Source organism: Micromonospora marina (assembly GCF_900091565.1).
Lineage (GTDB): Bacteria > Actinomycetota > Actinomycetes > Mycobacteriales > Micromonosporaceae > Micromonospora > Micromonospora marina.
The window spans coordinates 122761-145781 of record NZ_FMCV01000004.1; the positions used below are offsets into that span (position 1 = coordinate 122761).

Annotated in this window: 20 protein-coding genes; 13 read left to right on the forward strand and 7 right to left on the reverse strand. The window is 75.0% G+C overall.

Features of this window, described 5'->3' with window-relative positions; genetic code table 11:
• The first annotated feature begins 4 nt into the window (after positions 1-4).
• The 5 genes from GA0070215_RS07045 to GA0070215_RS07065 are packed head-to-tail and all read left to right on the forward strand — an operon-like array spanning position 5 to position 5628.
• A complete protein-coding gene (locus GA0070215_RS07045; protein WP_026267641.1) occupies positions 5-1576 on the forward strand; it encodes an amidohydrolase in 1572 nt (523 codons plus the stop codon).
• Complete coding sequence (gene kamD, locus GA0070215_RS07050) at positions 1573-3132, forward strand: lysine 5,6-aminomutase subunit alpha (RefSeq protein ID WP_026267640.1); 1560 nt, start codon at positions 1573-1575, stop codon at positions 3130-3132. The genes GA0070215_RS07045 and kamD overlap by 4 nt, the downstream gene beginning before the upstream one ends.
• Entirely contained in the window at positions 3129-3884 is a 756-nt protein-coding gene (gene kamE, locus GA0070215_RS07055) for a lysine 5,6-aminomutase subunit beta (protein WP_026267639.1), read from the forward strand. Before kamD ends, kamE begins: the two co-directional genes overlap by 4 nt.
• Positions 3881-4273 (forward strand): 3-aminobutyryl-CoA ammonia lyase, encoded by a 393-nt coding sequence (kal, locus tag GA0070215_RS07060; protein ID WP_018784377.1) that lies wholly within the window; start codon positions 3881-3883, stop codon positions 4271-4273. Before kamE ends, kal begins: the two co-directional genes overlap by 4 nt.
• 20 nt (positions 4274-4293) lie before the next feature.
• On the forward strand, positions 4294-5628 hold the full coding sequence (locus GA0070215_RS07065) for a glutamate mutase L (protein ID WP_091043700.1): 1335 nt from the start codon (positions 4294-4296) through the stop codon (positions 5626-5628).
• 414 nt (positions 5629-6042) lie between these two features.
• On the opposite strand, the gene GA0070215_RS07070 is transcribed toward GA0070215_RS07065, so the two are convergent.
• The 3 genes from GA0070215_RS07070 to GA0070215_RS07080 all read right to left on the reverse strand — a co-directional run bounded on the left by GA0070215_RS07070 (position 6043) and on the right by GA0070215_RS07080 (position 10975).
• Positions 6043-6825 carry an ABC transporter permease gene (locus GA0070215_RS07070; protein WP_026267637.1) on the reverse strand — a complete coding sequence of 261 codons (783 nt, stop codon included), beginning with the start codon at positions 6823-6825 and terminating at the stop codon, positions 6043-6045.
• A complete protein-coding gene (locus GA0070215_RS07075) occupies positions 6822-7796 on the reverse strand; it encodes a daunorubicin resistance protein DrrA family ABC transporter ATP-binding protein (RefSeq protein WP_018784374.1) in 975 nt (324 codons plus the stop codon). Before GA0070215_RS07075 ends, GA0070215_RS07070 begins: the two co-directional genes overlap by 4 nt.
• A gap of 68 nt (positions 7797-7864) precedes the next feature.
• Positions 7865-10975 carry an AfsR/SARP family transcriptional regulator gene (locus GA0070215_RS07080; protein WP_091043118.1) on the reverse strand — a complete coding sequence of 1037 codons (3111 nt, stop codon included), beginning with the start codon at positions 10973-10975 and terminating at the stop codon, positions 7865-7867.
• Positions 10976-11085: 110 nt separating this feature from the next.
• Between GA0070215_RS07080 and lnt the strand changes: the two genes are divergently transcribed.
• The 3 genes from lnt to GA0070215_RS07095 are packed head-to-tail and all read left to right on the forward strand — an operon-like array spanning position 11086 to position 14088.
• Positions 11086-12693: an apolipoprotein N-acyltransferase gene (gene lnt, locus GA0070215_RS07085; RefSeq protein WP_091043122.1), complete on the forward strand. Its 1608-nt coding sequence runs from the start codon at positions 11086-11088 to the stop codon at positions 12691-12693.
• A 22-nt stretch (positions 12694-12715) separates the two neighbouring features.
• Positions 12716-13507, forward strand: a complete 792-nt coding sequence (locus GA0070215_RS07090) for a polyprenol monophosphomannose synthase (protein WP_091043126.1) — start codon at positions 12716-12718, stop codon at positions 13505-13507.
• Positions 13508-13560: 53 nt separating this feature from the next.
• Positions 13561-14088 (forward strand): FxsA family protein, encoded by a 528-nt coding sequence (locus GA0070215_RS07095; protein WP_018784370.1) that lies wholly within the window; start codon positions 13561-13563, stop codon positions 14086-14088.
• A gap of 177 nt (positions 14089-14265) precedes the next feature.
• Here GA0070215_RS07095 and GA0070215_RS07100 read toward each other — a convergent pair whose 3' ends face one another.
• A complete protein-coding gene (locus tag GA0070215_RS07100; protein ID WP_007070998.1) occupies positions 14266-14607 on the reverse strand; it encodes an RNA polymerase-binding protein RbpA in 342 nt (113 codons plus the stop codon).
• Between the two features lie 225 nt (positions 14608-14832).
• Between GA0070215_RS07100 and GA0070215_RS07105 the strand changes: the two genes are divergently transcribed.
• Positions 14833-16314: a peptide MFS transporter gene (locus tag GA0070215_RS07105; RefSeq protein WP_091043703.1), complete on the forward strand. Its 1482-nt coding sequence runs from the start codon at positions 14833-14835 to the stop codon at positions 16312-16314.
• A 6-nt stretch (positions 16315-16320) separates the two neighbouring features.
• On the opposite strand, the gene GA0070215_RS07110 is transcribed toward GA0070215_RS07105, so the two are convergent.
• From GA0070215_RS07110 to GA0070215_RS07120, 3 genes are read right to left on the reverse strand one after another with little or no spacing between them, the layout of a single operon-like run.
• On the reverse strand, positions 16321-16911 hold the full coding sequence (locus GA0070215_RS07110) for a pyridoxamine 5'-phosphate oxidase family protein (RefSeq protein WP_091043129.1): 591 nt from the start codon (positions 16909-16911) through the stop codon (positions 16321-16323).
• A 59-nt stretch (positions 16912-16970) separates the two neighbouring features.
• The gene (locus tag GA0070215_RS07115; protein WP_091043133.1) at positions 16971-18176 is read right to left on the reverse strand and encodes a hypothetical protein; all 1206 of its coding nucleotides are present in this window, start codon (positions 18174-18176) and stop codon (positions 16971-16973) included.
• Positions 18177-18188: 12 nt separating this feature from the next.
• Positions 18189-19541, reverse strand: a complete 1353-nt coding sequence (locus GA0070215_RS07120) for an MFS transporter (RefSeq protein ID WP_091043138.1) — start codon at positions 19539-19541, stop codon at positions 18189-18191.
• A gap of 73 nt (positions 19542-19614) precedes the next feature.
• On the opposite strand from GA0070215_RS07120, the gene GA0070215_RS07125 reads away from it, so the two are divergent.
• The 4 genes from GA0070215_RS07125 to GA0070215_RS07140 are packed head-to-tail and all read left to right on the forward strand — an operon-like array spanning position 19615 to position 23020.
• On the forward strand, positions 19615-20277 hold the full coding sequence (locus tag GA0070215_RS07125; RefSeq protein ID WP_018784364.1) for a TetR/AcrR family transcriptional regulator: 663 nt from the start codon (positions 19615-19617) through the stop codon (positions 20275-20277).
• A gap of 55 nt (positions 20278-20332) precedes the next feature.
• The gene (locus GA0070215_RS07130; RefSeq protein ID WP_091043142.1) at positions 20333-21640 is read left to right on the forward strand and encodes a flavin-containing monooxygenase; all 1308 of its coding nucleotides are present in this window, start codon (positions 20333-20335) and stop codon (positions 21638-21640) included.
• On the forward strand, positions 21637-22500 hold the full coding sequence (locus tag GA0070215_RS07135; protein WP_018784362.1) for an SDR family NAD(P)-dependent oxidoreductase: 864 nt from the start codon (positions 21637-21639) through the stop codon (positions 22498-22500). Before GA0070215_RS07130 ends, GA0070215_RS07135 begins: the two co-directional genes overlap by 4 nt.
• A 10-nt stretch (positions 22501-22510) precedes the next feature.
• Positions 22511-23020, forward strand: a complete 510-nt coding sequence (locus tag GA0070215_RS07140; RefSeq protein WP_018784361.1) for an NUDIX hydrolase — start codon at positions 22511-22513, stop codon at positions 23018-23020.
• Position 23021: the final 1 nt, after the last annotated feature.

The window sequence follows — 23021 nt, forward strand, 5'->3', positions numbered from 1 at the left end:
GACCATGACGAACCCCTCGACGCTGTATCGCGGTGGAGTGCTGCACTGTCCGGCGGACCCGAGCGCGACGGCGCTGCTGGTGCGGGACGGGCGGATCGCCTGGTTGGGCACGGACGCGGACGTGCCGTCGGCGGACCGGGTGGTGGAGTTGGGCGGTGCGCTGGTGACGCCGGCGTTCGTGGACGCGCACGTGCACGCGACCGATACCGGGTTGGCGTTGTCGGGGCTGGATCTTTCGGCGGTGCGGTCGGCGGGTGAGCTGCTGGACGCGGTGTCGGCGTTCGCGGCGGGTCTGCCGGGTGACGCGGTGGTGCTGGGGCACGGCTGGGACGAGTCGGCGTGGGTGGACGCGGCGCTGCCGGATGCGGCGGAGCTGGATCGGGCGGCCGGTGGGCGGCGGGTGTATCTGTCGCAGGCGTCGATCCATTCGGCGCTGGTGTCGGCGGGGTTGCTGGCGGCGTGCCCGGAGGTGGTGGCGGCGGCCGGGTACGCCGCGTCGGGGTGGCTGCGGCGGGACGCGCATCACGTGGTGCGTGCGGCGGCGTTCGGGTCGGTTTCGCGGGCGCAGCGGGTGGCGGCGCAGCGGCGGGCCCTGGAGCACGCGGCGTCGCTGGGTGTCGCGGCGGTGCACGAGTGCGGCGGTCCGGACATCTCCGACGAGGAGGACTTCACCGGGCTGTTGGCGATCTCGGGGGCCGGGGTGCCGGAGGTGTACGGGTACTGGGGTGAGCTGCTGGGTGCGGCGAAGGCCCGGGAGTTGGGTGCGGTGGGTGCGGGTGGTGACCTGTTCGCCGACGGGGCGCTGGGGTCGCGGACGGCGCACGTGTCGGCGGCGTACCTGGACGGTGAGGCGGGGGCGTGCGGGCACGGGTACGTGTCGGCGGAGCAGGTGCGTGATCATCTGCTGGATTGCGCGGCGCACGGGTTGCAGGGCGGGTTCCACGCGATCGGGGACGCGGCGATCGGGACGGTGCTTGCGGGGTTCGGGCTGGCGGCGCGGTCGGTGGGTGTGGACCGGTTGCGGGCGGCCCGGCACCGGGTGGAGCACGCGGAGATCATGACCAAGGCGTTGATCGCCGGGTTCGTGGAGTACGGGATCGTGGCGTCGATGCAGCCGGCGTTCGACAGGTTGTGGGGCGGTGCGGGCCGGATGTACGAGTCGCGGCTGGGGTTGGCCCGTTCGCTGGAGTCGAATCCGATGGGTGCGATGCACGGGGTCGGGGTGGCGTTGGCGTTCGGGTCGGATTCGCCGGTGACGCCGGTTGATCCGTGGGGTTCGGTGCGGGCGGCGGCGGCGCATCACAATCCGGCGCAGCGGATGAGTGTGCGGGCGGCGTTCGCGGCGCACACGCGCGGCGGGTGGCGGGCGGTGCACCTGGACAACGAGGGTGTGCTGGCGTTGGGGGCGCCGGCGACGTTCGCGGTGTGGGACACCCCGGCGGGCGTGGAGCGGGGGCTGCCGGTGGTGCTGGCGGAGGATCCGGAGGTGCGGGGCGCGGACGATCCGACGCCGCTGCCGGTGTGCCGGGCCACTGTGTTGCGCGGTGACGTGATCTATCAGGAAGGGTCTTCGTGACAGGGAAGCTTGGGCTGGATCCGGCGTTGGTCGCGCGGGCGCGGGAGTTGGCGCGCCGGGCCGGGCAGCCGGTGGTGGATCTGGCGCGCAGCCACACCACGGTGTCGGTGGAGCGGGCGGTGCTGCGGCTGGCCGGGGTGACCGGCGCGGACCCGGACGGTATTCCGTGGGTGAACCGGCTCGTGGACGCGGTGGTCGCGGATGTGGGGCTGGGGCACGGGGTGGCGGTGCCGGTGTTCGACGCGCTGGCGCGTGAGGGCATCGCGGATGTGACGTTGCTGGCGCAGAAGGCGGCGGCGGGGTCGGTGCGGTTCGCGCAGCCGTCGGGGAAGGCGGCGACGGCGGCTCGGCGGGCGTCGCGTAAGGCGGTCGCGGCGGGGATCCGGGCGATCGACCGGCGGCGCGCGGAGCGGGATCGCCTCGTCAAGCGGTTCGGGGATCCGCAACGGCGGCCGTGGATCTACCTGATCGTGGCGACGGGTGACATCTACGAGGACATTCCGCAGGCGCAGGCGGCGGCGCGGGCGGGCGCCGATGTGATCGCGGTGATCCGGTCGACGGGGCAGTCGCTGCTGGACTACGTGCCGGAGGGCGCGACGCGGGAGGGGTTCGCGGGCACGTACGCGACGCAGGAGAACTTCCGGTTGATGCGGGCGGCGCTCGATGAGACGTCGCGGGAGCTGGGCCGGTATGTGCGGTTGACGAACTACGCGTCGGGTCTGTGCATGCCGGAGATGGCGACGCTGGCCGGGTTGGAGCGTCTGGACATGATGCTCAACGACTCGATGTACGGGATCCTGTTCCGCGACATCAACCCGATTCGTACGTTCGTGGACCAGCGGTTCTCGCGGCAGGTGCACGCGCGGGCGGGGATCATCATCAACACCGGTGAGGACAACTACCTGACCACCGCTGATGCGGTGGACGAGGCGCACACGGTGACGGTGTCGCAGCTGCTCAACGAGTTCTTCGCGCACGAGGCGGGGCTGGCGGACTGGCAGTTGGGGCTGGGCCACGCGTTCGAGATCAACCCGGATGTGCCGGAGTCGTTCCGGTTGGAGTTGGCGCACGCGTTGCTGGCGCGGGAGTTGTTCCCGGACGCGCCGTTGAAGTGGATGCCGCCGACGAAGCACATGACCGGGGACGTGTTCCGGGGCAACCTGCTGGACGGGTTCTTCAACCTGGTGGGCACGATGACCGGGCAGGGGATCCTGCTGGTGGGGATGATGACCGAGGCGGTGGTGACGCCGTGGTTGTCGGACCGGGACATCGCGCTGCAGAACGTGCGGTACGTGCTGGGCGCGGCGGGCGGGTTGCACGAGGACTTCGTGCCGGCGCCGGGCGGGTTCATCCAGCAGCGGGCGCACCGGGTGCTCGGTGAGGCGGTGGATCTGCTGGAGCGCATCGGGGACCAGTCGTTGCTGACGGCGATCGCCGAGGGCACGTTCGGGATCATGAAGCGGCCGGCGGACCGGGGCAAGGGCCTCGATGGTGTGGCGCGGCACGAGGCGGACTACGACAACCCGGCCACCGAGATCCTGGAGCAACCCCGGTGAGTGAGAAGACTGTCGTGCGGCCGTACGGGGACACCACCGGTGACGGGATGGTGCAGGTGTCGTTCACGTTGCCGGTGCCGCACGACAAGCGGGCCGAGGGCGCGGCGGTGCAGCTCGCGAACAGGATGGGCATGGACCCGGCGATGCTGGTGCACGCCAAGCCGATCGGTGACGGGTTCACGTTCTTCGTGGTGTACGGGCGGGTGAACCACCTGGTGGATCTGGCGAAGGTACAGGTGGTGGAGCGTGACTATCCGCTGCTGTCGGCCAAGGAGGTGAACGCGGTGGTGAAGCGGCAGTTGCGGCGCAAGCTGTCGGTGGTGGGCGCGTGCATCGGCACCGACGCGCACACGGTCGGCATCGACGCGATCCTCAACGTCAAGGGCATCGCCGGGGAGAAGGGCCTGGAGTACTACCGGGAGCTGAAGGTCACGAACCTGGGCGCGCAGGTGAGCGTGCCGGAGCTGGTCGAGGCGGCCCGGCGGGAACGCGCCGACGCGGTGCTGGTGTCGCAGGTGGTGACGCAGCGCGACGCGCACCTGCACAACACGCGGGAGATGTCGGCGGCGTTCCGGGAGGCGATGCCGGCCGGGCGCCGGCCGCTGCTGATCGTGGGTGGGCCGCGGTTCGACGAGACGATGACCGGTGAGCTGGGCGTGGATCGGATTTTCGGCCGGGGCACCACTCCGGGTGAGGTCGCCAGTTACCTCGTCCACGCTTTGATCACCTCCAGGAAGGCGAACACTCCATGAGCGATCCGCGTGTCGGTCTGACCGTCGTCCACCGCCGGTACGTGCCGTACTCCCACGCCCACTACGCGGGCAACCTGGTCGACGGGGCGTACGCGCTGGGGTTGTTCGGGGACGTGGCCACCGAGGTGTGCATCCGTACCGACGGCGACGAGGGGTTGTTCGCCGCGTACGCCGATGTGCAGTTCCGGGCGCCGATGAAGGCCGGTGACGTGCTGGAGGTGACGGCGACGGTGACCCGGGTGGGCACGCGCAGCCGCACCATCGACTTCGCGGCGACGGTGGTGTGCCGGGGTCGCCCGGACCGGGGCGAGTCGGCCGCCGAGGTGCTCGACGAGCCGATCGTGGCGGTCACCGCGACCGGCACGGTGGTCGTGCCCCCGTCGGCGTGAGTGGACAGCCGGGCGTGAACGTGAGCGCTGTCGTCTGCGCCGACGTCGGGTCGACGTACACGAAGGCGGCGGTGGTGGACGTCGACGGCGGCCGGCTGGTCGCGGCGGCGTCGGCGCCCACCACGGTGGGCACGGATGTGCTGCACGGCCTGGACACCGCGGTCGGCGCGGCCGTCGCGTCGGCGGGGGTCGCTGAGGTGCCCTGGTACGTGTGTTCGTCGGCCGGGGGTGGGTTGCGCCTCGCGGTGGTGGGTTACGAGCCCCTCGTCACCGCTCAGGCGGGCCGGCGGGTCGGTCTGTCGGCGGGCGCGAACGTGGTGCACGTGGCGGCCGGGTGTCTGGGTGGGGTGGACGTGGCGGCGTTGCGGGCGGCCCGCCCGGACGTGGTGCTGCTGGTGGGCGGCACCGACGGCGGTGACGCGGAGACGGTGACGCACAACGCGACGCGGCTGGCGAGGGCCCGGTTCCGGGTGCCGGTGGTGCTCGCGGGCAACGCCGACGTGCGCGACGACCTGCACGCGCTGCTGGCGGGCGCGGGGGTGCCGGTGACGGTGGCGGACAACGTGCTGCCCCGCATCGGGGTGCTGGAGCCGGCGTCGGCGCGGGCGGCGATCCGGGAGGTGTTCCTGCGGCACGTCATCGGCGGCAAGAAGCTGTCCCGCGGGGCCCGGTTCGCGCGGCTGGTCCGCGCCGCCACCCCCGACGCGGTGCTCACCGGCGTGGAGGTTCTCGCCGGGACGCTCGGCGGTGACCTCGCAGTGGTGGACGTGGGCGGGGCCACCACCGACGTGTACTCGGTGCTCACCCCCGACGAGCGCGACAGCGGCCCCAGTCAGGAGGTCGCCGGGACGCTGTGGCGGGCCCGCACCGTCGAGGGTGACCTGGGCATGCGGTGGAGCGCGCCTGGTGTGGTGCGCGCCGCCGTCGAGGAGCGGCTGCTCGACGCGGCCGAGGAGCCGCAGCTGGCGGCCGCGGCGGCGGTACGGGCCGCCGACCCGGGGTTCCTGCCCGCCGGTGACGGCGAGCGGGCCGTGGACCGGCGTATCGCGGCGCTGGCCGCGACCGTGGCGTTGCGGCGGCACGCGCGGGGCGCGGCGACGGGGGAGCGGGCCGGGCGGGACCTGCGGGAGGTGAAGCTGCTCGTCGGCTCCGGTGGGGTGCTGCGGTACGCCGAGCCGGGTGCCGCGGAGGCGGTGCTGGACGCGGTGCTCACCGATCACGCCGGCGGGTGGGCGTTGCCGCGGGCGGCCCGCCCGGTCGTGGACGTGGACTACGTGCTGGCCGCCGCGGGGCTGCTCGCGCAGGAGCATCCGGGTGCGGCGGCGGCGATGCTGCGGCACCACCTGGGTGCCTGAGCCGCGCTCAGGAATCGAGACGCGCCGACGCGACACGCCGTGTCGCAACACACGACAGGCCCGGGTGGGTTGACAGCGGCGGGGGGCTACGCCGTACCGTCTTTGAGTCCTACCACGGGAAGCGGCTGTTGTTCGCTTCGTCCCTTCGTCCGCTGGCCGAGCGACCGGAAGGTTGCGGCGGCCAGGTCCAGCGGGCGGGGGTCGGCGGGGCGGCGCGAACCGGCCGCGGTTACCGGTGTACGGGCAGGGTGAGAGGCACGGCCAGTAGACAACGGCCAGGCGGGGGCAGCCAGTCCACGTCGGGTCGGTCCGAAGGTCGGCGCCGATCGTCTTCGCCCCACCGGCCGGGAAGGGCCTGGGAGCATCGGGGCGCGGCTTCGGCCGCGCCCCGATTTCATCCCCCCGATATCCCTGTCAGCGGCCCAGCCGCCGGTAGCGGCGCACCGCCGCCGGTGCGGCCACCGCGATCAGCGCCAGCGGCCAGACGACCGCCAGTTCCAGCGCGTGCCGGGCCGGCCACGAATCCCCGCCCAGGCCCGGGTTGCCGAACAGGTCCCGGGCCGCCGCCACCGTCGCGGACAGCGGATTCCAGGCGGCGATCGCGCCCAGCCAGTCCGGCATCAGCTCCGGTGCCACGAACACGTTGGACAGGGCGGTCAGCGGGAACGCCAGCGGGAACACCACCACCGCGACCGTGTCCGGGTTCGGCACGAGCAGCCCGAACAGGATGCCCACCCAGGTCATCGCGACGCGCAGCAGCAGGATCAGCGCCACCGCCGCCAGCGCCGCGCCGGTGCCCGCACGCCACTGCCAGCCGACCAGCAGCCCGCACACCACAAGTGTGGTCATCTCCAGGCAGGCCCGTACCAGGTCGGCGGCGGCGCGGCCGGACAGCAGCGCCGACCGGGCCATCGGCAGGGACCGGAACCGGTCCACCACGCCCCGGCCGGCGTCCACCGCGACCGCCGACGCGGTCGCGCCGAGGCCGTAGAGCATCGTCATGACGAACACGCCCGGCAGCAGGAACTCCCGGTAGCTGCCGTCGCCCGGCACCGTCATGCCGCTGCCGAACACGTAGCCGAACACCAGCACGAACATGATCGGCAGGCTGAAGTAGAGGATGATCTCCTCCGGGGCACGCACCACGTGGCGCATGTTCCGCCCGGCCATCAGCCACCCGTCGGTCAGTGTCCTCACGACGCGACCCCCACCCGCTGCGCGCCGGTGTGACCGCCGGTGAGCCGCAGGAACGCCTCGTCCAGCGTCGGACGGCGCACCAGCACGTCCTCCACCGCGATCCCGGTCTCGTCGAGGGCCCGCAGCACGGCGGTGAGAACGGCGATCCGGTCGGCCACCGGCGCGTCCACACGGCGCAGCCCGGGGTCCACGGTCGCGGTCGCGGCGGTGGCGCGTTCCACCACCGCCGCCGCCGCGGGCAGGTCCGCCGCGTCGCGGACCACCAGTTCCAGCCGGTCGGCGCCGATGCGGGCCTTCAGCCGCTCCGGGGTGCCCTCGGCCACGACCCGGCCGGCGTCGATGACGCACACCCGGTCGGCGAGGTGGTCGGCCTCCTGCAGGTACTGGGTGGTCAGCAGCACCGTGGTCCCGTCGGCGACCAGTTCCCGCACCGCCGTCCACAGGCCGTTGCGGCTGCGCGGGTCCAGGCCGGTGGTCGGCTCGTCGAGGAACAGCACCCGCGGCGGCACCACCAGGCTGGCCGCCAGGTCCAGGCGGCGGCGCATCCCGCCGGAGTAGCCGCCGGCCGACCGGTCCGCGGCCTCGGTCAGGCCGAACCGGTCCAGCAGTTCCTCGGCGCGGCGGCGGGCCCGGCGCGCGGACAGCCGCCGCAGCCGGCCGAACAGCACCAGGTTCTGCCGTCCGCTGAGCACCTCGTCGACCGCCGCGTACTGGCCGGTCAGGCTGATCGCCTGGCGGACCCGGTCCGGGGCGGCGGCGACGTCGTACCCGGCCACCGTGGCCCGGCCGGCGTCGAAACGCAGCAGCGTGGTGAGGATCCGCACCGCGGTGGTCTTGCCCGCCCCGTTCGGGCCGAGCACGCCGTACACGGTGCCGGCCGGCACGGCCAGGTCGAAGCCGTCCAGGGCGGTGGTGCGGCCGTACGTCTTCCGTATCCCGTCGGCCAGCACGGCCGTCGTGTCGTCGGTCATGGGCGTCAGCGTCACCGGGGTCGCTGACCGGGCGCGTACCGCGCGCGCACCGGGCGGCGCCGCGCCGGTCAGCGACCGTCGAGCAGCGCCAGCGCCCGCTGCCGGGGCAGGTCCGCGCCCCGGGCGTACGCGGTGGTGAACGCCGCCTCGCCGAGGCGTTCCCGCAGCGTGGCGGCGGCCGGCGTGCCGGCCGGGGCGTCGGCCGCGGCAGTGCCGGCCAGCAGCGCCGCCGCCGCGCCCAGCAAGCGGGCCGCCGACTCGTGGTCGCCGTCGCGCAGCAGCGGCCCGGCCAGCCCGTCGACCGCCGCGGCCACCACCGGCGCGTCCCACACGCCGTCGTCGGCGGTGAGGACCTGCCGGTAGCAGGCGTGGGCCCGCGTGGTGTCGCCGGCGGCGTCGGCGAGCTGCCCGAGCGTCACCAGCGCCGCCAGCCGCACCACCTCGGCACCGAACCAGCCCGTCGGGCAGTCCGCGACCGCCCGCTCGCACAGCGCCCGCGCCCGCTGCGGGTCGCCGTCGCGGCGGGCGATCTCGCTGAGCCCCAGGTACGCGGCGGCGACCAGCTCCGGCGCGCCGGCCGGGCCGGCGATGCGCCGCACCCGCCGGTAGTCCTCGGCCGCGCCGGTCAGGTCACCGGCGGCCAGCCGACCGTCGGCGCGGGTCCGCAGCAGCTCCGCCAGGTCCAGCGTGGAGCCGAGCTGCTCGGCCAGGTCCAGCGCCTCCGCCATCGGCGTGGCCGCGGACGCGACGTCACCGGCGCGGTAGGCGGCCTCGGCGCGGGTGGACAGTGTCACGATCATGCCCCAGCGGTCGTCGAGGGCCCGGAAGCCGGCCAGCGCGGCGTCCAGGTCGGTGCGGGCCTGGGCGTGCCGGTGGTGCAGCAGACTGACCATCGCGGTGCCCAGCAGGCCCAGCGCCCGGCTCCACGGGTCGGCGCCGATCAGCCGGTCCCGGACGGCCTGCTCGTGCAGCGCCGCCGCGTCCTGCGGTGACGGGGGGCCGCTGGCCATGCCGGACAGGTACAGCAGGAACGGGTGCCGGGGCGGCCGGGCCAGGGTCCACAGGATCCGGGCCGCGGCGTCGACCTCGCTGCGGTCGCCGCCACCGGCGAGCGTGGCGACCAGCAGAGCCAACGCGTACTCCTCGGCCAGGCCGCCGGGCGGGCCGTCGAGCCGGTCGACCAGCCGCCGGGCCAGGGCCGCGCCCTCACCGCGCATGCCCCGCAGCCACCAGTAGAACGCCAGCGCCGCGACCAGCCGCAACCCGGTCGCGGTGTCCGCGTGCCGCAGCGCCGCGTGCAGGTCGTCACGCGCGGCGTCCAGGCGGCGCAGCCACCGGTCCTGGCCGCCGCCGCGCAGCGCCGCGTCGCCCGTGAGCGCCAGGTCCAGGAAGTACGCGGCGTGCGCGTCCCGGATCCGCCCGGTGCCGCCGCCCTCGGCCAGCCGGGCGGATGCGAACTCGCGGATCGTCTCCAGCATCCGGTAGCGCCCGCCGGTGGCCTCCACCAGCGACTTGTCCACCAGCCCGGTGAGTACGTCCACGACGTCCCCGGCGTCCGGCGCGCACACCGCCTGCACCGCGGCCAGGTCGGCGGCGCCGGCGAACACGCTCATCCGGGCGGCCAGCCGCCGCTCCGGGGCGTCGAGCAGATCCCAGCTCCACCCCACCACCGCCTCCAGCGTGCGGTGCCGGGGCGCCGCGGTGCGGTCGCCGCGGCGCAGCAGCCGGAACCGGTCGTCCAGACGCGCCGCGACCTGCGTCACCGGCAGGGCCCGCAGGCGCGCCGCGGCCAGCTCCAGGGCCAGCGGCAGCCCGTCGAGGGTACGGCAGATCCGCAGCACCGCCGGGGTGGTGACGGCGTCGAGGGTGAACCCGGGCGACACGTCGGCGGCCCGGTCGGTGAACAGCCGCACCGCCGGGTACCCGGCGGCTGTCTCCGGTGCGGCCGGCCCGTCCGGGGCGGGCAGCCCGCCGACCGGGCACAGCGCCTCGCCGGTGAGGCCCAGCGGCTCCCGGCTGGTGGCGAGCACCCGCAGTCCGGGTGCGGCGGCGAGCAGCGCGCCGGTCAGCCGGGCCGCGTCGTCGATGACGTGCTCGCAGTTGTCCAGCACCAGCAGCAGCCGCCGGTCGGCCAGCGCGGCCACCAGCCGGTCGGTCAGGTCGGCCGGGCCGCCGGGGGTGCGCAGACCGGCGTCGCGCAGGTCCAGCGCGGCCAGCACGGCCGGCGCGACCGGTGCGCCGGGCGCCACAGCGGCCAGTTCCACCAGGCACACCGGCCCGTCGTGGCCGGACGCGACGGTGGTGGCCAGCCGGGTCTTGCCGGCGCCGCCCGGGCCGTGCAGGGTGACCAGCCGCGCCGCGCCGAGCAGGTCGTGCACACGCCGCAGTTCCGGTTCCCGGCCGACGAAACTGGTCAGCGGGCTGGGCAGCCGGGCGGGTGGCGCGGCGTCGTCGCGCAGCAGCGCCGTGTGCAGCGTGGCCAGCTCCGCCGACGGGTCGGTGCCCAGTTCCTCGGCCAGGACCCGGCGGGCGTCGGCGTACGCGGCGAGGGCCTCGGCGCGGCGGCCGGCGCCGTGCAGGGCACGCATCAGTTGCCCGTGCAGCCGTTCCCGTAGTGGATTCGCGGCCACCAGGTCGCGCAGCTCGGCGATCAGCGGCGCGCCGGCCGGTGCCAGCGCCAGTTCCGCCTCGACCCGGTCCTCGACCGCGGCCAGGCGCGCCTGGCGCAGCCGGGCCGCCTCGGCGTCGGCGAACGGCGCGTCCGTCACGTCCGCGAGGGGTTCACCGCGCCACAGGCCGAGCGCGTCGCGCAGCAACGCCGCCGCGGCGGCCGGGTCACCGGCGGCCAGCGCCGCCCGCCCGGCAGCGGCCAGCCCGGCGAACCGGTGCACGTCCACCCGCTGGGGGTCGACGGCCAGCCGGTAGCCGGCCGGACCGAACTCGACGGGCGCGCCCGGCAGCAGCCGCCGCAGCCGCGACACCTGCGACTGGAGTGCGTTCGTGGCCTGCTCGGGCGGCCGGTCGCCGTACACGCCGTCGACGAGACGCTGCGGCGCCACGGTGCGGCCGGCGTCGAGCAGCAGCAGCACCAGCAGCGCGCGCAGCCGCCCGCCGGCGACGGGCAGCAGGCTGCCGTCGGCCGCGTACGCCTGGGTCTCGCCGAGCACACCGAACCGCATGCGCCCGATTGTCGCCTGCCCCCGCCGCGTCGGTGGCACGCCCCACACCGGTTCGGCCGCCCGCCGGTACGGGCGGGTAGCCTTCGGCCCGTGATCGTGGGGAGAAGCCGGTGACGACGCTGGACCGGGAACAGCCGCGTGCCACCGACGGGGCACCCGGTGACGGCGCCGCGCGTCCCCTGCCGCTGACGCTGGCCGTGCCGGCCGCCGTGCTGGCCGGGGTGGCGCTGCTGCTGGCGTTCCCGCCGTACGGGTGGTGGCCGCTGGCGCCGGTCGGTGTGGCGTTGCTGGCCGCCGCCGTGCACCGGCGGCGGTTGCGTGCCGGCGCCGGGCTGGGCTTCCTGACCGGGGTGGCGTTGTTCGCGTCGCTGCTGGAGTGGACGAACCTGCACACCGGCTACCTGCCGTGGGCGCTGCTGTCGCTGTTGCAGGCCGCGTATCTGGCGCTGCTGGGCGCCGTGACCGCCTGGGTGTCGCCGCTGGCCGACCGGCACCGGGCGGCGTGGCCGCTGCTGACCGGTGTGCTGTGGGTGGGGCAGGAGGCGCTGCGCGACCGCACCCCGTTCGGCGGGTTCCCGTGGGGGCGGCTGGCGTTCAGCCAGGACACCTCGCCGCTGCTGAAGCTGGCCGCGCTCGGCGGCGCCCCGCTGGTCACGTTCGCCGTCGCGGTCGCCGGCGGGCTCCTGGTGACCGCCGCGTGGCGGGACTGGCGGCACACGCCCGGGCAGTGGCGGCCGGTCGCCGGGCTCACCGCCGCGCTGGTGGCGCTGCTCGCCGCCGGCGCGGCCGTGCCGACCGGGGTACGCGGCGCGGGCGGCACCGTCACCGTGGCCATCGTGCAGGGCAACGTTCCGCGCCTCGGGCTGGACTTCAACGCGCAGCGGCAGGCGGTGCTGAACAACCACGTCGACGCGACGCTGGACCTGGCGCGGCGGGTCGCCGAGGGCGGGCAGGACCGTCCCGACGTGGTGGTGTGGCCGGAGAACTCCAGCGACATCGACCCGCTGCGCAACCCGGGCGCGGGGGAGCGGATCTCCCAGGCGGCCGACGCGATCGGCGCGCCGATCCTGGTCGGCGCGGTGCTGGTCGGGCCCGGCCGGGGTGAGGTGCGCAACGCGGGGCTGCTGTGGCGGCCGGGGACCGGCCCGGATCTGGACCAGGTGTACACGAAGCGGCATCCGGTGCCGTTCGCCGAGTACGTGCCGCTGCGCTCCATCGCCCGCAAGGTCAGCTCCCAGGTCGACCGGGTCCGGTCCGATTTCGTGCCAGGTGACCGTCCGGGTGTGCTGGACACCGGCCCGGCCGTACTCGGCGACGTGATCTGCTTCGAGGTCGCGTACGACGGCGTCGTCCGGGACACCGTCACCGGCGGCGCGCAGCTGCTGGTGGTGCAGACCAACAACGCCACGTTCGATGTGGCCGAGGCCCGCCAGCAGCTGGCCATGGTGCGGCTGCGGGCCGTGGAGCACGGCCGGGCCGCGTTGATGGCCTCCACGGTCGGGGTGTCCGGGTTCGTTTCCCCCGACGGGCGGGTAGACGGTGCGACCGGGTTCAACACCGCCGCGGTGGTGGTGCGGCAGATGGAACTCGGTGACGGGCGTACCCCGGCGACCACGGCCGGGGTGTGGCCGGAGGTGGCGCTGACGGCGCTGGCGGTCGCGGCCCTGACCGGCGCGGCCGTGCTGCGGCGCCGCCGCCGGGAGGCCACTCCCGGCTGAGCCGACGAGAGGCGGTGCGACGGTGGGCGTGGCAGCCGGCAGGCGGACGGTAGGCCATCCCGGGGTGGGGCGGGTCCTGGTGGTCATCCCCACCTACAACGAGGCCGACAACGTCAGGCGCATCGTCGTCCGGGTACGCGAGGCGGCGCCGTCGGTGGACGTGCTCGTCGCCGACGACAACAGCCCCGACGGCACCGGGGCGATCGCCGACACGCTCGCGGCCGGAGACCCGCGGGTGCACGTGCTGCACCGGGCCGGCAAGGAAGGGCTCGGCGCGGCCTACCTGGCCGGTTTCGCCTGGGCGCGCAGGCGCGGCTACGACGCGGTGGTCGAGATGGACGCCGACGGCTCGCACGCCCCGGAGGACCTGCCGGCGCTGCTGCACGCGGCCCGCGACGCCGACGTGGTGATCGGCTCCCGGTGGACCCGCGGCGCGCGGGTGCTGAACTGGCCGTGGCGGCGGCTGCTGCTGTCCCGGGTGGGTAACCTGTACGCGCGGCTGGCGTTGGGCATGCCGGTCAGCGACGCGACCGGCGGCTACCGGGTGTACCGGTCGAGCGCGTTGGACGCGATCGACCTGAAGTCGGTGCGTTCCCAGGGGTACGCGTTCCAGGTGGAGTTGTCGCGGCTGGCGCACCGCGCCGGGGTACGCATCGTGGAGGTGCCGATCACGTTCGCCGAGCGGGAACACGGCGACAGCAAGATGAGCCCGCTGATCGTGGCCGAGGCGTTGTGGCGGGTGACCCGCTGGGGGGTGCGGGACCGTCTGGCGAGCGCGTCCGCCCGCCCGGACGCGCTCGCGCGCTGGCCTTGAGCGAGGGCGTGTCATGCTTGAGGGGCGTGGTGACCCCGGGCTGATGAGGTGAGATGCGCCGAGGACTGAAGTACGTACCACCGGCCCTGCTGCTGCTCGCGCTGCTGGAGCTGGCCGTTTTCGTGCTGGTCGGCCGGGCCGTCGGGTTCGGCGCGGCGGTGCTGCTGGTGTTCGGGGCGTCCCTGCTGGGTCTGGTGCTGCTGCGGCGCGAGGGGATGCGGGCGTGGCGCGGGTTCCGCGCGGCGGCGCAGACCGGCCGGCCGCCGGGGCCCGAGGTGACCGACGGGCTGGTCGGTCTGCTGGGTGCGCTGCTGCTGGCGATGCCGGGCCTGGTCAGCGGCGTGGTGGGCCTGCTGCTGCTGGTGCCGCCGCTGCGCCGGCTCGCCGGTGGCGGGGTGCGCCGGGCCACCGAGCGGCGGGTGTCGTCGATGGTCGCCGGTGACCTGTTCGGGCCGCGCCGGGTGCGCGTGTACCGGGGTGCGCCGCAGCCGTCTCCGGAGCCCGCGCCGGCCCCGTCGCCGTCGCCGCAGCCGGTCACCGACCCGGGCAAGGCCATCGAGGGCGAGATCGTCGACCGCTGAGGCGCGCCCGTCGCGCTGCGTCAGGCCATCGGCTTGATCAACTCCACTTCGCCGAGGTAGCGGCATCGAACCGCGCCCGACCCCGCCACCTCCCCGAACTGGCGGCCGCCCCGGCCCGGCCCGGCAACGAAAACACCCCCGGGTGATCCCGGGGGCGTTTCGGCGCGTCACGGACGGTCAGGCACGACCGCGGCGGGTGCGGACCTCCTGGAGCCGCTCGGCGAGGATATCCTCCAGCTCGGCGATCGAGCGCCGCTCCAGCAGCATGTCCCAGTGGGTACGCGGCGGCTTGGCCTTCTTCTGCTCGGGCTCGGTGCCGTCGACCAGGCGGGCGACGCTGCCGTCGAACTTGCACTCCCAGGTCGTCGGGACCTCGGCGTCGACGGCGAACGGCACCTCGAACTGGTGGCCCTTGGCGCAGAGGTACTCGCGGGTCTGGCGCGGCGCGAGCTCCGTGTTGCGGTCGGACTCGTAGCTGACCGCTCCCAGCCGGCTACCGCGCAGCATGCGCTCGCCCATGATCGACTTCCCCTCGTTCGTGGTGCTGGTCTTCAGGTGTAACGACCGGTCACCGCTCACCCATTCCCCGGCCCACGGCGGCAGGGCCGTACGCGGGTCGGGAGTCTCAAGGGTAACCGGCCATGACAGCTGCCCGGCGGGGTCGTCCCCGGCCGGGCCGAATCGGTGGAGTGTTTCGCCTGTCAACGGGGATGTTACCCACCTGTTTGCGTGCCGGAGGTGACGATGAGCAGTGACGCGCCGGTCGGGGCCCGACCACCAGCCGGGAAGACCTTCTTCGGTCATCCCCGTGCGCTGTCCACGCTCTTCCTCACCGAGATGTGGGAGCGGTTCAGCTTCTACGGCATGCGGGCGATCCTGGTGCTGTACCTGACCGCCGCCGTGGCCGACGGCGGTCTGGACCTCGGTGAGTCCAGCGCCAACGCCGTGTACGGCACCTACAACGCCATGGTCTATCTGATGGCGCTGCCGGGCGGCTGGGTAGCCGACCGGCTGATCGGCGCCCGGCGCAGCGTGCTGTGGGGCGGCGTGGTGATCGCCGCCGGGCACTACGTGATGGCGATCCCCACCGGGTGGAGCGTGTTCGCCGGCATGGCGCTGATCGTGCTCGGCACCGGCCTGCTCAAGCCGAACATCTCCACGATGGTCGGTGACCTGTACGAGCGGGACTCGCCACGCCGCGACGCCGGCTTCTCCATCTTCTACATGGGCATCAACCTGGGCGCGTTCATCGCGCCGCTGATCACCGGTTTCCTCGGCGAGAAGATCAACTGGCATCTGGGGTTCGGCGCCGCCGCGGTCGGCATGACCTTCGGCGTGCTCCAGTACGTGCTGGGCCGCCGCAACCTCGGCGACGCCGGCGCCCGCCCGGCGGACCCGCTGCTCGGCGCCGACCGGCGGCGCGCGCTGACCCGGGTGGGCGTGGCGAGCGTCGTGGTCCTCGCCTTCGGGCTGGTGCTGCTGCTGGCCGGCTGGTTCACCGTCGACACGGTGGTCAACCTGCTCACAGTGGTGACGGTGCTGGTGACCGTCGGCTACTTCACGCGGATCCTCACCGACCGGGAGATCAGCGACACCGAACGCAGCCGGATGAAGGCGTACGTGTGGCTGTTCCTGTTCGCCGCCTCGTTCTGGCTCATCTACGACCAGGCCGGGTCGGTACTGAACATCTTCGCCGCCGACCGGACCGACCGCTCGGTCGGCGGGTTCACGTTCCCGGCGTCCTGGTTGCAGTCGGTGAACCCGATCCTCATCATCATCGGCGCGCCGCTGGCCGCCGCGTTGTGGCTCAAACTCGGGCACCGGGTGTCCACGCCCACGAAGTTCGCCGTCGGCCTGGTGCTCAACGGCCTGTCGTTCGTGCTGATGGCCGCCGCCGCCAGGGCCGCCGTCGGCGGCGACCTGGTCTCACCGCTGTGGCTCGTCGCGGTGTACGCGATCCAGGTCGCCGGTGAGCTGTCCCTGAGCCCGGTCGGCCTGTCCGCCACCACGAAACTCGCGCCGGTCAAGTACGCCAGCCAGATGCTGGGCCTGTGGTTCCTCGCCACCGCCGTCGGCGACGCCATCGGCGGTCAGGTGGCCCGGCTGGCCGACACCTGGTCCCAGCCGGTGTACTTCCTGACCTTCGGGCTGGCCTCGGTGGTGCTGGGTCTGGCCGCGGTGATGTTCACCCGCCAGATCCGGCAGCTGATGGCCGGCATCCACTGACCGCGCTCACCCCGCCGGGGTCGGCGGCAGCGGCAACGGCAGACCGGGCAGGCCGTCGATGCTGGTGGCGACGTGGTCCTTGCCCGCGAAGTACGCGCTCAGCGACGCGTCGTCCTCCCTGGCGAACCGGCGTTCGTGCAGGTCCCGGTCGGCGTCGTAGGTCATGAACGGCACCGCGTAGCCGCAGGTGTCGCGGATCAGCTCGGCGCGCACCACGATGACCGCCCGCAACCCGTGCGGGCCCGGGTCGATGTCGGGAAAGTGGGTCAGCAGGCCGGGCCAGCGCGGGTCGTCGCGGAACACCGGCTCGCCGCGCCCGTGCACCCGCACGATGTTCGGCGGGCCGGTGAAGGCGCACCACATCAGCGTGACCCGACCGTTCTCCCGCAGGTGGGCGATGGTCTCGGCGTTGCTGCCGGCGAAGTCGAGGTATGCCACCGTGCGCTCGTCGAGCACCGCGAAGCAGCCGCGCAGCCCTTTCGGGGAGAGGTTGACGGTGCCGTCGCCCGACAGCGGGGCGGTGGCTACGAAGAACATCGGCTGCGCCTCGATGAAGTCCCGCAGCCGGCCGTCGATGCGCTCGTACGTCTTTCCCATGCCCCGATCCTCGCCGCCGGCCGGGTGCCGCGCTGCCCCGTTCCCAGCCCGTGGCCGCCTCAGCCGGTGCGCGTGCCGAGCCGCGCCAGTGCCGTCGCCAGGTCGCTCACCTGGTCGGCGAGCTGCCCGGCGCGGCGCTGCGCGGCGTCCCGGTCGGCGTCGATCGCTGCCGCCCGCGCCTCGGCGGCGCTCACGGCCCGCCGCGCATCGGCCAGCTCCGCGGCCAGCGCGTCCCGCTCGGCGGTACGGGCGGCGACCTGCTCCACCGCGGCGGCCACGTCCGCGCGGGCCTGCTCGACGGAAGCGGAGGCCCCGGCGCGGGCCGCCTCGACCGCCGCACTCGCCTCGGCCCGGACCCGCTCCAGGGCCGCCTCGGCGGCGGCGCGTGCCGCGTCGGCCCGGTCCCGCTCGACGAGGGCCCGCCGCGCGGCGGCGGCCTCCGCCTCGGCCCGCTCGGAAGCGGCCCGGGCCGCGCGCTCCGCGTCGGTCGCCCGGCCCTGCGCGGCCTGCGCGTCGGCGCGCGCCCGGTCGGCCTCGGCGCGGGACTGCTCGGCCCGGTCCAGGGCCTCGGTGGCGGAGCGGGTGGCCCGCTCGGCGTCGGCCCGGGCGGTGTCCCGCTCGGCGGTCAGCTCGGCCGCGCGGCGGCGTTCGGCGTCGCGTTCGGTGCGTACCGTGCGCAGTTCGTGGCGGGCGGAGTCGCGGTCACGTTCGGCCTGCACCCGCAGCGCCTGCGCGGCGCCCGCCTCGGCGCGCGCCGCGTCGCGGGCGTCCTCGGCCGCGGCGGCCCGTTCGGCGGCGGCGGACGCGGTGGCCTCCGCCCGCTCGGCGCGGTCGGTGGCGGCGTCGCGGTCGGCGTACGCGGCGCGGGCCTGCTGCCGGTCGCGGGCCGCCGCCGCGGTCGCGTCCTCGGCCTCGCGGCGTGCCTCGTCGCGTTCGGCGTGGGCGGCCGCGACCTGCGCGGCGGTCTCCGCACGCAGCTCGGCGAGCTGCCGTTCCACACCGGCCGGTGACAGTTCGGCGTGCAGCGCCTCGGTGAGCGTCTCCACGATCTGGTCGAGCCGGTCCACCGCCTCCCAGGTGCGCGCCACCTGCCCGGGCAGCCCGGGGGAGTTGCGGTGACGCATCCGCGAGTTGCGGGCGGCCCGCTGGCAGGCGCCGTCGTTGTCCCGGCAGTAGCGGAACGGGCGGCCCGCGCCGGCGCGTTGCGGCACGTCGCGTCCGCAGTGGGCGCAGGGGCGGATGTCGGTGGCGGGCTCGGCGTCCATCGGGCGCGAAGTCTATCCGGCGGCGTCGGCCCGGGCCGCGCCGTCGAGGGTGTAGCGGCGTTGCAGCAGCACCGCGACCACCATCACGGCGGCGGGCAGCAGCCCGAAGCCGTAGCGCAACGCGTCCAGCGCCGCCGGGGACTGGGTCACCGTCTGCCCGGCGGTCGAGGCCACGAACCCACCGGCGGCCAGGCACAGCGCGTACGCGTAGGGGCCGAGCGCGGCGCCGGTGGCCTCGGTGGCGGTCCACACCCCGGTGTACGTGCCGGCCCGCTCGGTGCCGCCGGCCGCGCGGATCACGTCGGGCAGCATCGAGAACGGCAGCAGTTGCATGCCGGCGAACGCCACCCCGAGCACCGCCACGGCGGCCACCAGCACCGGCAGCCCGGCGGGACGGCCGATCGCCAGCACCAGCGACCCGGCGGCGAACGCGGCCTGCCCGGCGAGCAGGGCACGTTGCTTGCCGATCCGCCGCGCCACTGCCAGCCAGCCGGGGGTGACCAGCAGCGCGGGCGCGACGAACGCGGCCACCAGCACCGTGGTGAGCCCGGGGCGGCCCAGCTCGTACTCGGCGTAGTAGGGCACCCCGGCGAGCACGAGGTGGGTGGTGGTGGACATGGCCAGGTACGCGCCGACCAACCAGCGGAACTGCCGGTCCCGCAGGCTGGCCGCCAGCGCCCGCCACCCGCCCGGGCCGTGCGGCGGGGCCGTGTCGGCGGCGCTGCGGAGCAGCCGGCCGATCCCGGCGACGCCGACGACCATCGCGGCGAGCATTCCGGCCGCCAGCATCACACCCATCCGCAGGTAACCGGCGCGGGTGGCGTCGTCACCGCCGGCAAGCAGCGGCGCGAGCAACCCGGAGACCAGGATGCCGAGTGTCAGCACCACCATCCGGAACGCCATCAGCCGGGTCCGCTCGTGGTAGCCGATCCGCAGATCCGCCGGGGTCGCCAGGTAGGGCACCTGATAGGCGGCGAACAGCAGGTTGCCGGCGACGAAGAACACCGCCACCCAGCCCGCCGCGGCGGCGCCGGTGAGGCCGCCGGGCACCGCGAACAGCGCGGCGAACGCCAGCGGCAGCACGCACCCGGCAAGCAGCAGCCGGCGGCGGTGGCCCCGGCGGGTCTGTTCCACGTCGCAGCGGTGCCCGATCCACGGGTGCAGCAGCACGTCGGCGATCTTCGGCAGCAGCAGGGTGAGCCCGGCCAGCCACGGCGCGACCGCCAGCACGTCGGTCAGGAAGTAGAGCAGCAGCAGTCCCGGCACGGTGACCCAGACGCCCATGCCGAGCGAGCCGGTGGCGAAGCCGACGAGCGGGCCGCGCGGCAGGGTGACCGCGTCGGAGCGCCGATCCAGCCCGGTCATGGCGGTCTCCTGTCCTCGGGGCACGCCGCCCCCAATCCAACGGATGCTGGATTGTAGGGGGAACAATGGCCGGATGACCATGCCTCGCCGCCGCCCGGGCCGGCCCCGCCGCGACGACCAGCGGCCGACCCGTGACCTGGTGCTCGCCGCCGCCACCGCGTTGTTCGCCGAGCGGGGCTTCGACGCGGTGAGCGTCCGCGACGTCGCCGCCGCGGCGGGCGTGGACGCGGCCACCGTTGTGCACCACACCGGGCCGAAGGCACAGCTCTACGACGCCTGCTTCGCCCGGGTGTTCAGCGCCGAGCAGGAGGTCATCGAGGCGGCCGGGAAACGCGCCCGGTCGGCCCTGGCGGCGGGCCCGCAGGACGCGGTGCGGGCGCTGCACGACCTGGTGGACGTGTTCGTCGACTTCCTGGAGGACCGGCCGGAGACGACCGCGCTGTGGCTGCGCCGCTGGCTGGAGCCGCAGCGGCACGGCGAACTGGACCGCCGCTACGCCGCGCCGCTGTACGGGCTGGTCGAGGAGCTGCTGGTGGCCGCGGCCGGCGCCGGCGCGCTGACCGAGCCGACCCCGCACGTGACGGTGCGTTCCCTGGTCTGGGCGGTGCACGGGCATGTGGTGGCGCTGGCCGCCGGGACCGGTTCGGGAGCGCGGGAGCGCCGCGAGTTCCGGGCGTTCGTCCACCGGTTCCTCGACGCGCTGTACGCCGGCGGCCCGGGAGACATCCGCCCTTGACGCCGGCCTCCGCTCCGGAGATTATCCATCGGTCGTTGGATTAAGGAGGCGGGGTATGGCCACACCGAGGGTCGCGGTCGTCGGCGCCGGAGCCGCCGGGCTGGCCACACTCAAGGCGCTCGCCGACGCCGGTGTCCCCGCCGTCGCGTTCGAGGCGGCGGACACACCCGGCGGCCTCTGGGTGTACGGCGCACCCGGCTCGCCCGCGTACCGGACGCTGCATCTGAACACCAGCAAGGGGCGCACCGAGTTCGCCGACCACCCGATGCCGGCCGACTGGCCCGACTACCCCGACCACACCCGCGTCGCCGGTTACCTCGGTGACTACGCCGACCGGTTCGGGCTGCGCGAGGCGGTACGGCTGCGGCACACCGTCGAGCGGGTCACCCGCACCGGCGACGGCTGGCGGGTGCAGGCCACCGGCCCGGACGGCCCGGTCGAGGTCGACGTCGAGGCGGTGGTGGTCGCCAACGGGCACAACCGGGTGCCGAAGCGACCCCAGCCGTATCCGGGTGAGTGCACCGCCGAGCAGATGCACAGCCACGACTACCGCGGCCCGGAGCAGCTCGCCGGGCGCCGGGTGCTCGTGGTCGGCGGCGGCAACTCCGCCATGGACATCGCCGTCGACGCGTCGTACGCCGCCGCGCGCACGCTGCTGTCGCTGCGCCGCGGCGTCTGGGTGGTGCCCAAGTACCTGCTCGGCCGCCCGTCGGACACGCTCAACGGCGCGCTGGCCCGCCGGCTGCCCTGGCGGCTGCGACAGCGGATCAGCCAGACCATGATCACTACTGCGGTCGGGTCACTCGCCCGGTACGGGCTGCCCGCACCGGCGCACGGCTTCCTCCAGGACCACCCGACGCTGTCCGACGCGCTGCTGTCCCGGCTCACCCACGGCGACATCCAGGCCCGGCCCGGCATCGCCCGCTTCGACGGCGACCGGGCCGAGTTCACCGACGGCCGCACCGACGAGGTCGACCTGGTCGTCTGGTGCACCGGCTACCGGGTCGAGGTGCCGTTCCTCGACCCGGCGCTGCTCGGCGACGGCGCGGACCGGCTGCCGCTGTACCGGCACGTGTTCCACCTGGACGCCCCCGGGCTGGCGTTCGTCGGGCTGATGCAGTCCACCGGCGCCGCGTTCCCACTGGTCGAGGCGCAGGCCCGGCTGGTGGCCGCACGCCTGGCCGGCACCTGGGCGCCACCGGACCCGGCCCGCCAAGCGGCCGCCTGCCGGGAGGAACTGCGTGCCGCCACCGCCCGGTGGGGGCAGCGCCGCCCGCACATGCGCGTCGACTTCGACGTCTACCTGGCCGAGCTGGGCCGCGAACTGGCCACCGGGCGGCGCCGGGCCGGAGCGGCCCGATGAGCGCCGCAGGCCCGCAGGGAAGCGGTACCGAAGCGGTACGTGGGCTGGCCGGGCGGCGGGTGCTGGTCACCGGCGCCCGGGGCACGTTCGGGCAGCACCTGGGCGCGGCACTCACCGCCGCCGGGGCGCATGTGGTCGGGCTGGACCTGCACGCCGACCCCGGCGCCACACCGCCGGTGCTCGGCGTCGACCTGACCGACCCGGCCGCGACCCCACCAGCGGTGGCCGCCGCCGTCGAGCGGCTCGGCGGGCTGGACCTGCTGATCAACAACGCCGGGGTGGGCGGACCCGCGCCCGCCGAGCTGCCTCCGGACGAGGTGGTACGCCGCCAGATCGAGGTGAACCTGCTCGCCGCCTGGCGTACCACCGCCGCCGCGATGCCCGCCCTGGAGGCCGCCCGCGGCCGGGTGATCTTCGTGGCCAGCCGGATGGCGGTGCTGCCGCTGCCGCTGGCCGCCGCGTACGGGGTCAGCAAGCGGGCGCTCGTCGCGTACGCCGACGCGCTGCGCCACGAGGTCGGCACCCACGTCGGCGTCAGCGTCGTCTACCCCAGCATGGTCGCCTCCCCGATCCACGACAGCACAGTGGCGGCCGGGCTGTCGCTGAGCGGAGTGTCCCGCCCGGAGCCGGTCGAGGGGGTGGTGACGGCGATCCTGCGCGCCGCCACCGCCCGCCGCGCGCCACGGGACGTGGCCACCACCAGGCGCGGCCGGATCGAGATGGCGCTGGCCCGGCACGCCCCGGCGCTCGCCGACCGGATGGTGCGCCGTACCGTCGCCAGCCGGCTGGCCGCCGGTGACCTGGACGGTGCGGCGCTGGCCGAGGGCATGGTCCGGCGGCACCGGAAGGACCGCCGGTAGCCTGCTCGCCATGGCCGTCTCGCCCTACATCACCCGCCTGCGCCGCCACGTCGGGCACGACCTGCTCATGCTGTACGGCGTCAGCGGCGTGGTCACCGACGACGCGGGGCGGGTGCTGCTGGCCCGCCGGGGCGACAACGGCCGCTGGTCGGTCCCGGCCGGCACCGTGGACCCGGGCGAGCAACCGGCCGACGCGGTGGTGCGCGAGGTCCACGAGGAGACCGGCGTCGAGGTGGCGATCGACCGGCTGGCCGGCGTGGCCACCCATCCGGTGGTCTACCCCAACGGTGACGCCTGCGAATACCTGAACGTCTGGTTCCGCTGCCGGGCGATCGGCGGGTCACCGACGGCCGACGGCGACGAGTCGCTGGCGGTGGCCTGGTTCGCCCCGGACGCGCTGCCCGACCTGGACGACTGGTCGCGGCTGCGGATCGGCACGGCGCTCACCGACGACGCCCCGCCCTGGTACGCCGCGCCGGGCCGGAGCCACCCGGCGCTGCACCAGCCCGACAACCTCTAGC

Coding starts and splice junctions, on each gene's coding strand:
- GA0070215_RS07045 (WP_026267641.1), top strand. CDS start 5: ATGACGAACCCCTCGACGCTGTATCGCGGTGGAGTGCTGCACTGTCCG.
- kal (WP_018784377.1), top strand. CDS start 3,881: ATGAGCGATCCGCGTGTCGGTCTGACCGTCGTCCACCGCCGGTACGTG.
- GA0070215_RS07075 (WP_018784374.1), bottom strand. CDS start 7,796: ATGACCGACGACACGACGGCCGTGCTGGCCGACGGGATACGGAAGACG.
- GA0070215_RS07080 (WP_091043118.1), bottom strand. CDS start 10,975: ATGCGGTTCGGTGTGCTCGGCGAGACCCAGGCGTACGCGGCCGACGGC.
- GA0070215_RS07095 (WP_018784370.1), top strand. CDS start 13,561: ATGCGCCGAGGACTGAAGTACGTACCACCGGCCCTGCTGCTGCTCGCG.
- GA0070215_RS07100 (WP_007070998.1), bottom strand. CDS start 14,607: ATGGGCGAGCGCATGCTGCGCGGTAGCCGGCTGGGAGCGGTCAGCTAC.
- GA0070215_RS07105 (WP_091043703.1), top strand. CDS start 14,833: ATGAGCAGTGACGCGCCGGTCGGGGCCCGACCACCAGCCGGGAAGACC.
- GA0070215_RS07110 (WP_091043129.1), bottom strand. CDS start 16,911: ATGGGAAAGACGTACGAGCGCATCGACGGCCGGCTGCGGGACTTCATC.
- GA0070215_RS07115 (WP_091043133.1), bottom strand. CDS start 18,176: ATGGACGCCGAGCCCGCCACCGACATCCGCCCCTGCGCCCACTGCGGA.
- GA0070215_RS07120 (WP_091043138.1), bottom strand. CDS start 19,541: ATGACCGGGCTGGATCGGCGCTCCGACGCGGTCACCCTGCCGCGCGGC.
- GA0070215_RS07125 (WP_018784364.1), top strand. CDS start 19,615: ATGACCATGCCTCGCCGCCGCCCGGGCCGGCCCCGCCGCGACGACCAG.
- GA0070215_RS07130 (WP_091043142.1), top strand. CDS start 20,333: ATGGCCACACCGAGGGTCGCGGTCGTCGGCGCCGGAGCCGCCGGGCTG.
- GA0070215_RS07135 (WP_018784362.1), top strand. CDS start 21,637: ATGAGCGCCGCAGGCCCGCAGGGAAGCGGTACCGAAGCGGTACGTGGG.
- GA0070215_RS07140 (WP_018784361.1), top strand. CDS start 22,511: ATGGCCGTCTCGCCCTACATCACCCGCCTGCGCCGCCACGTCGGGCAC.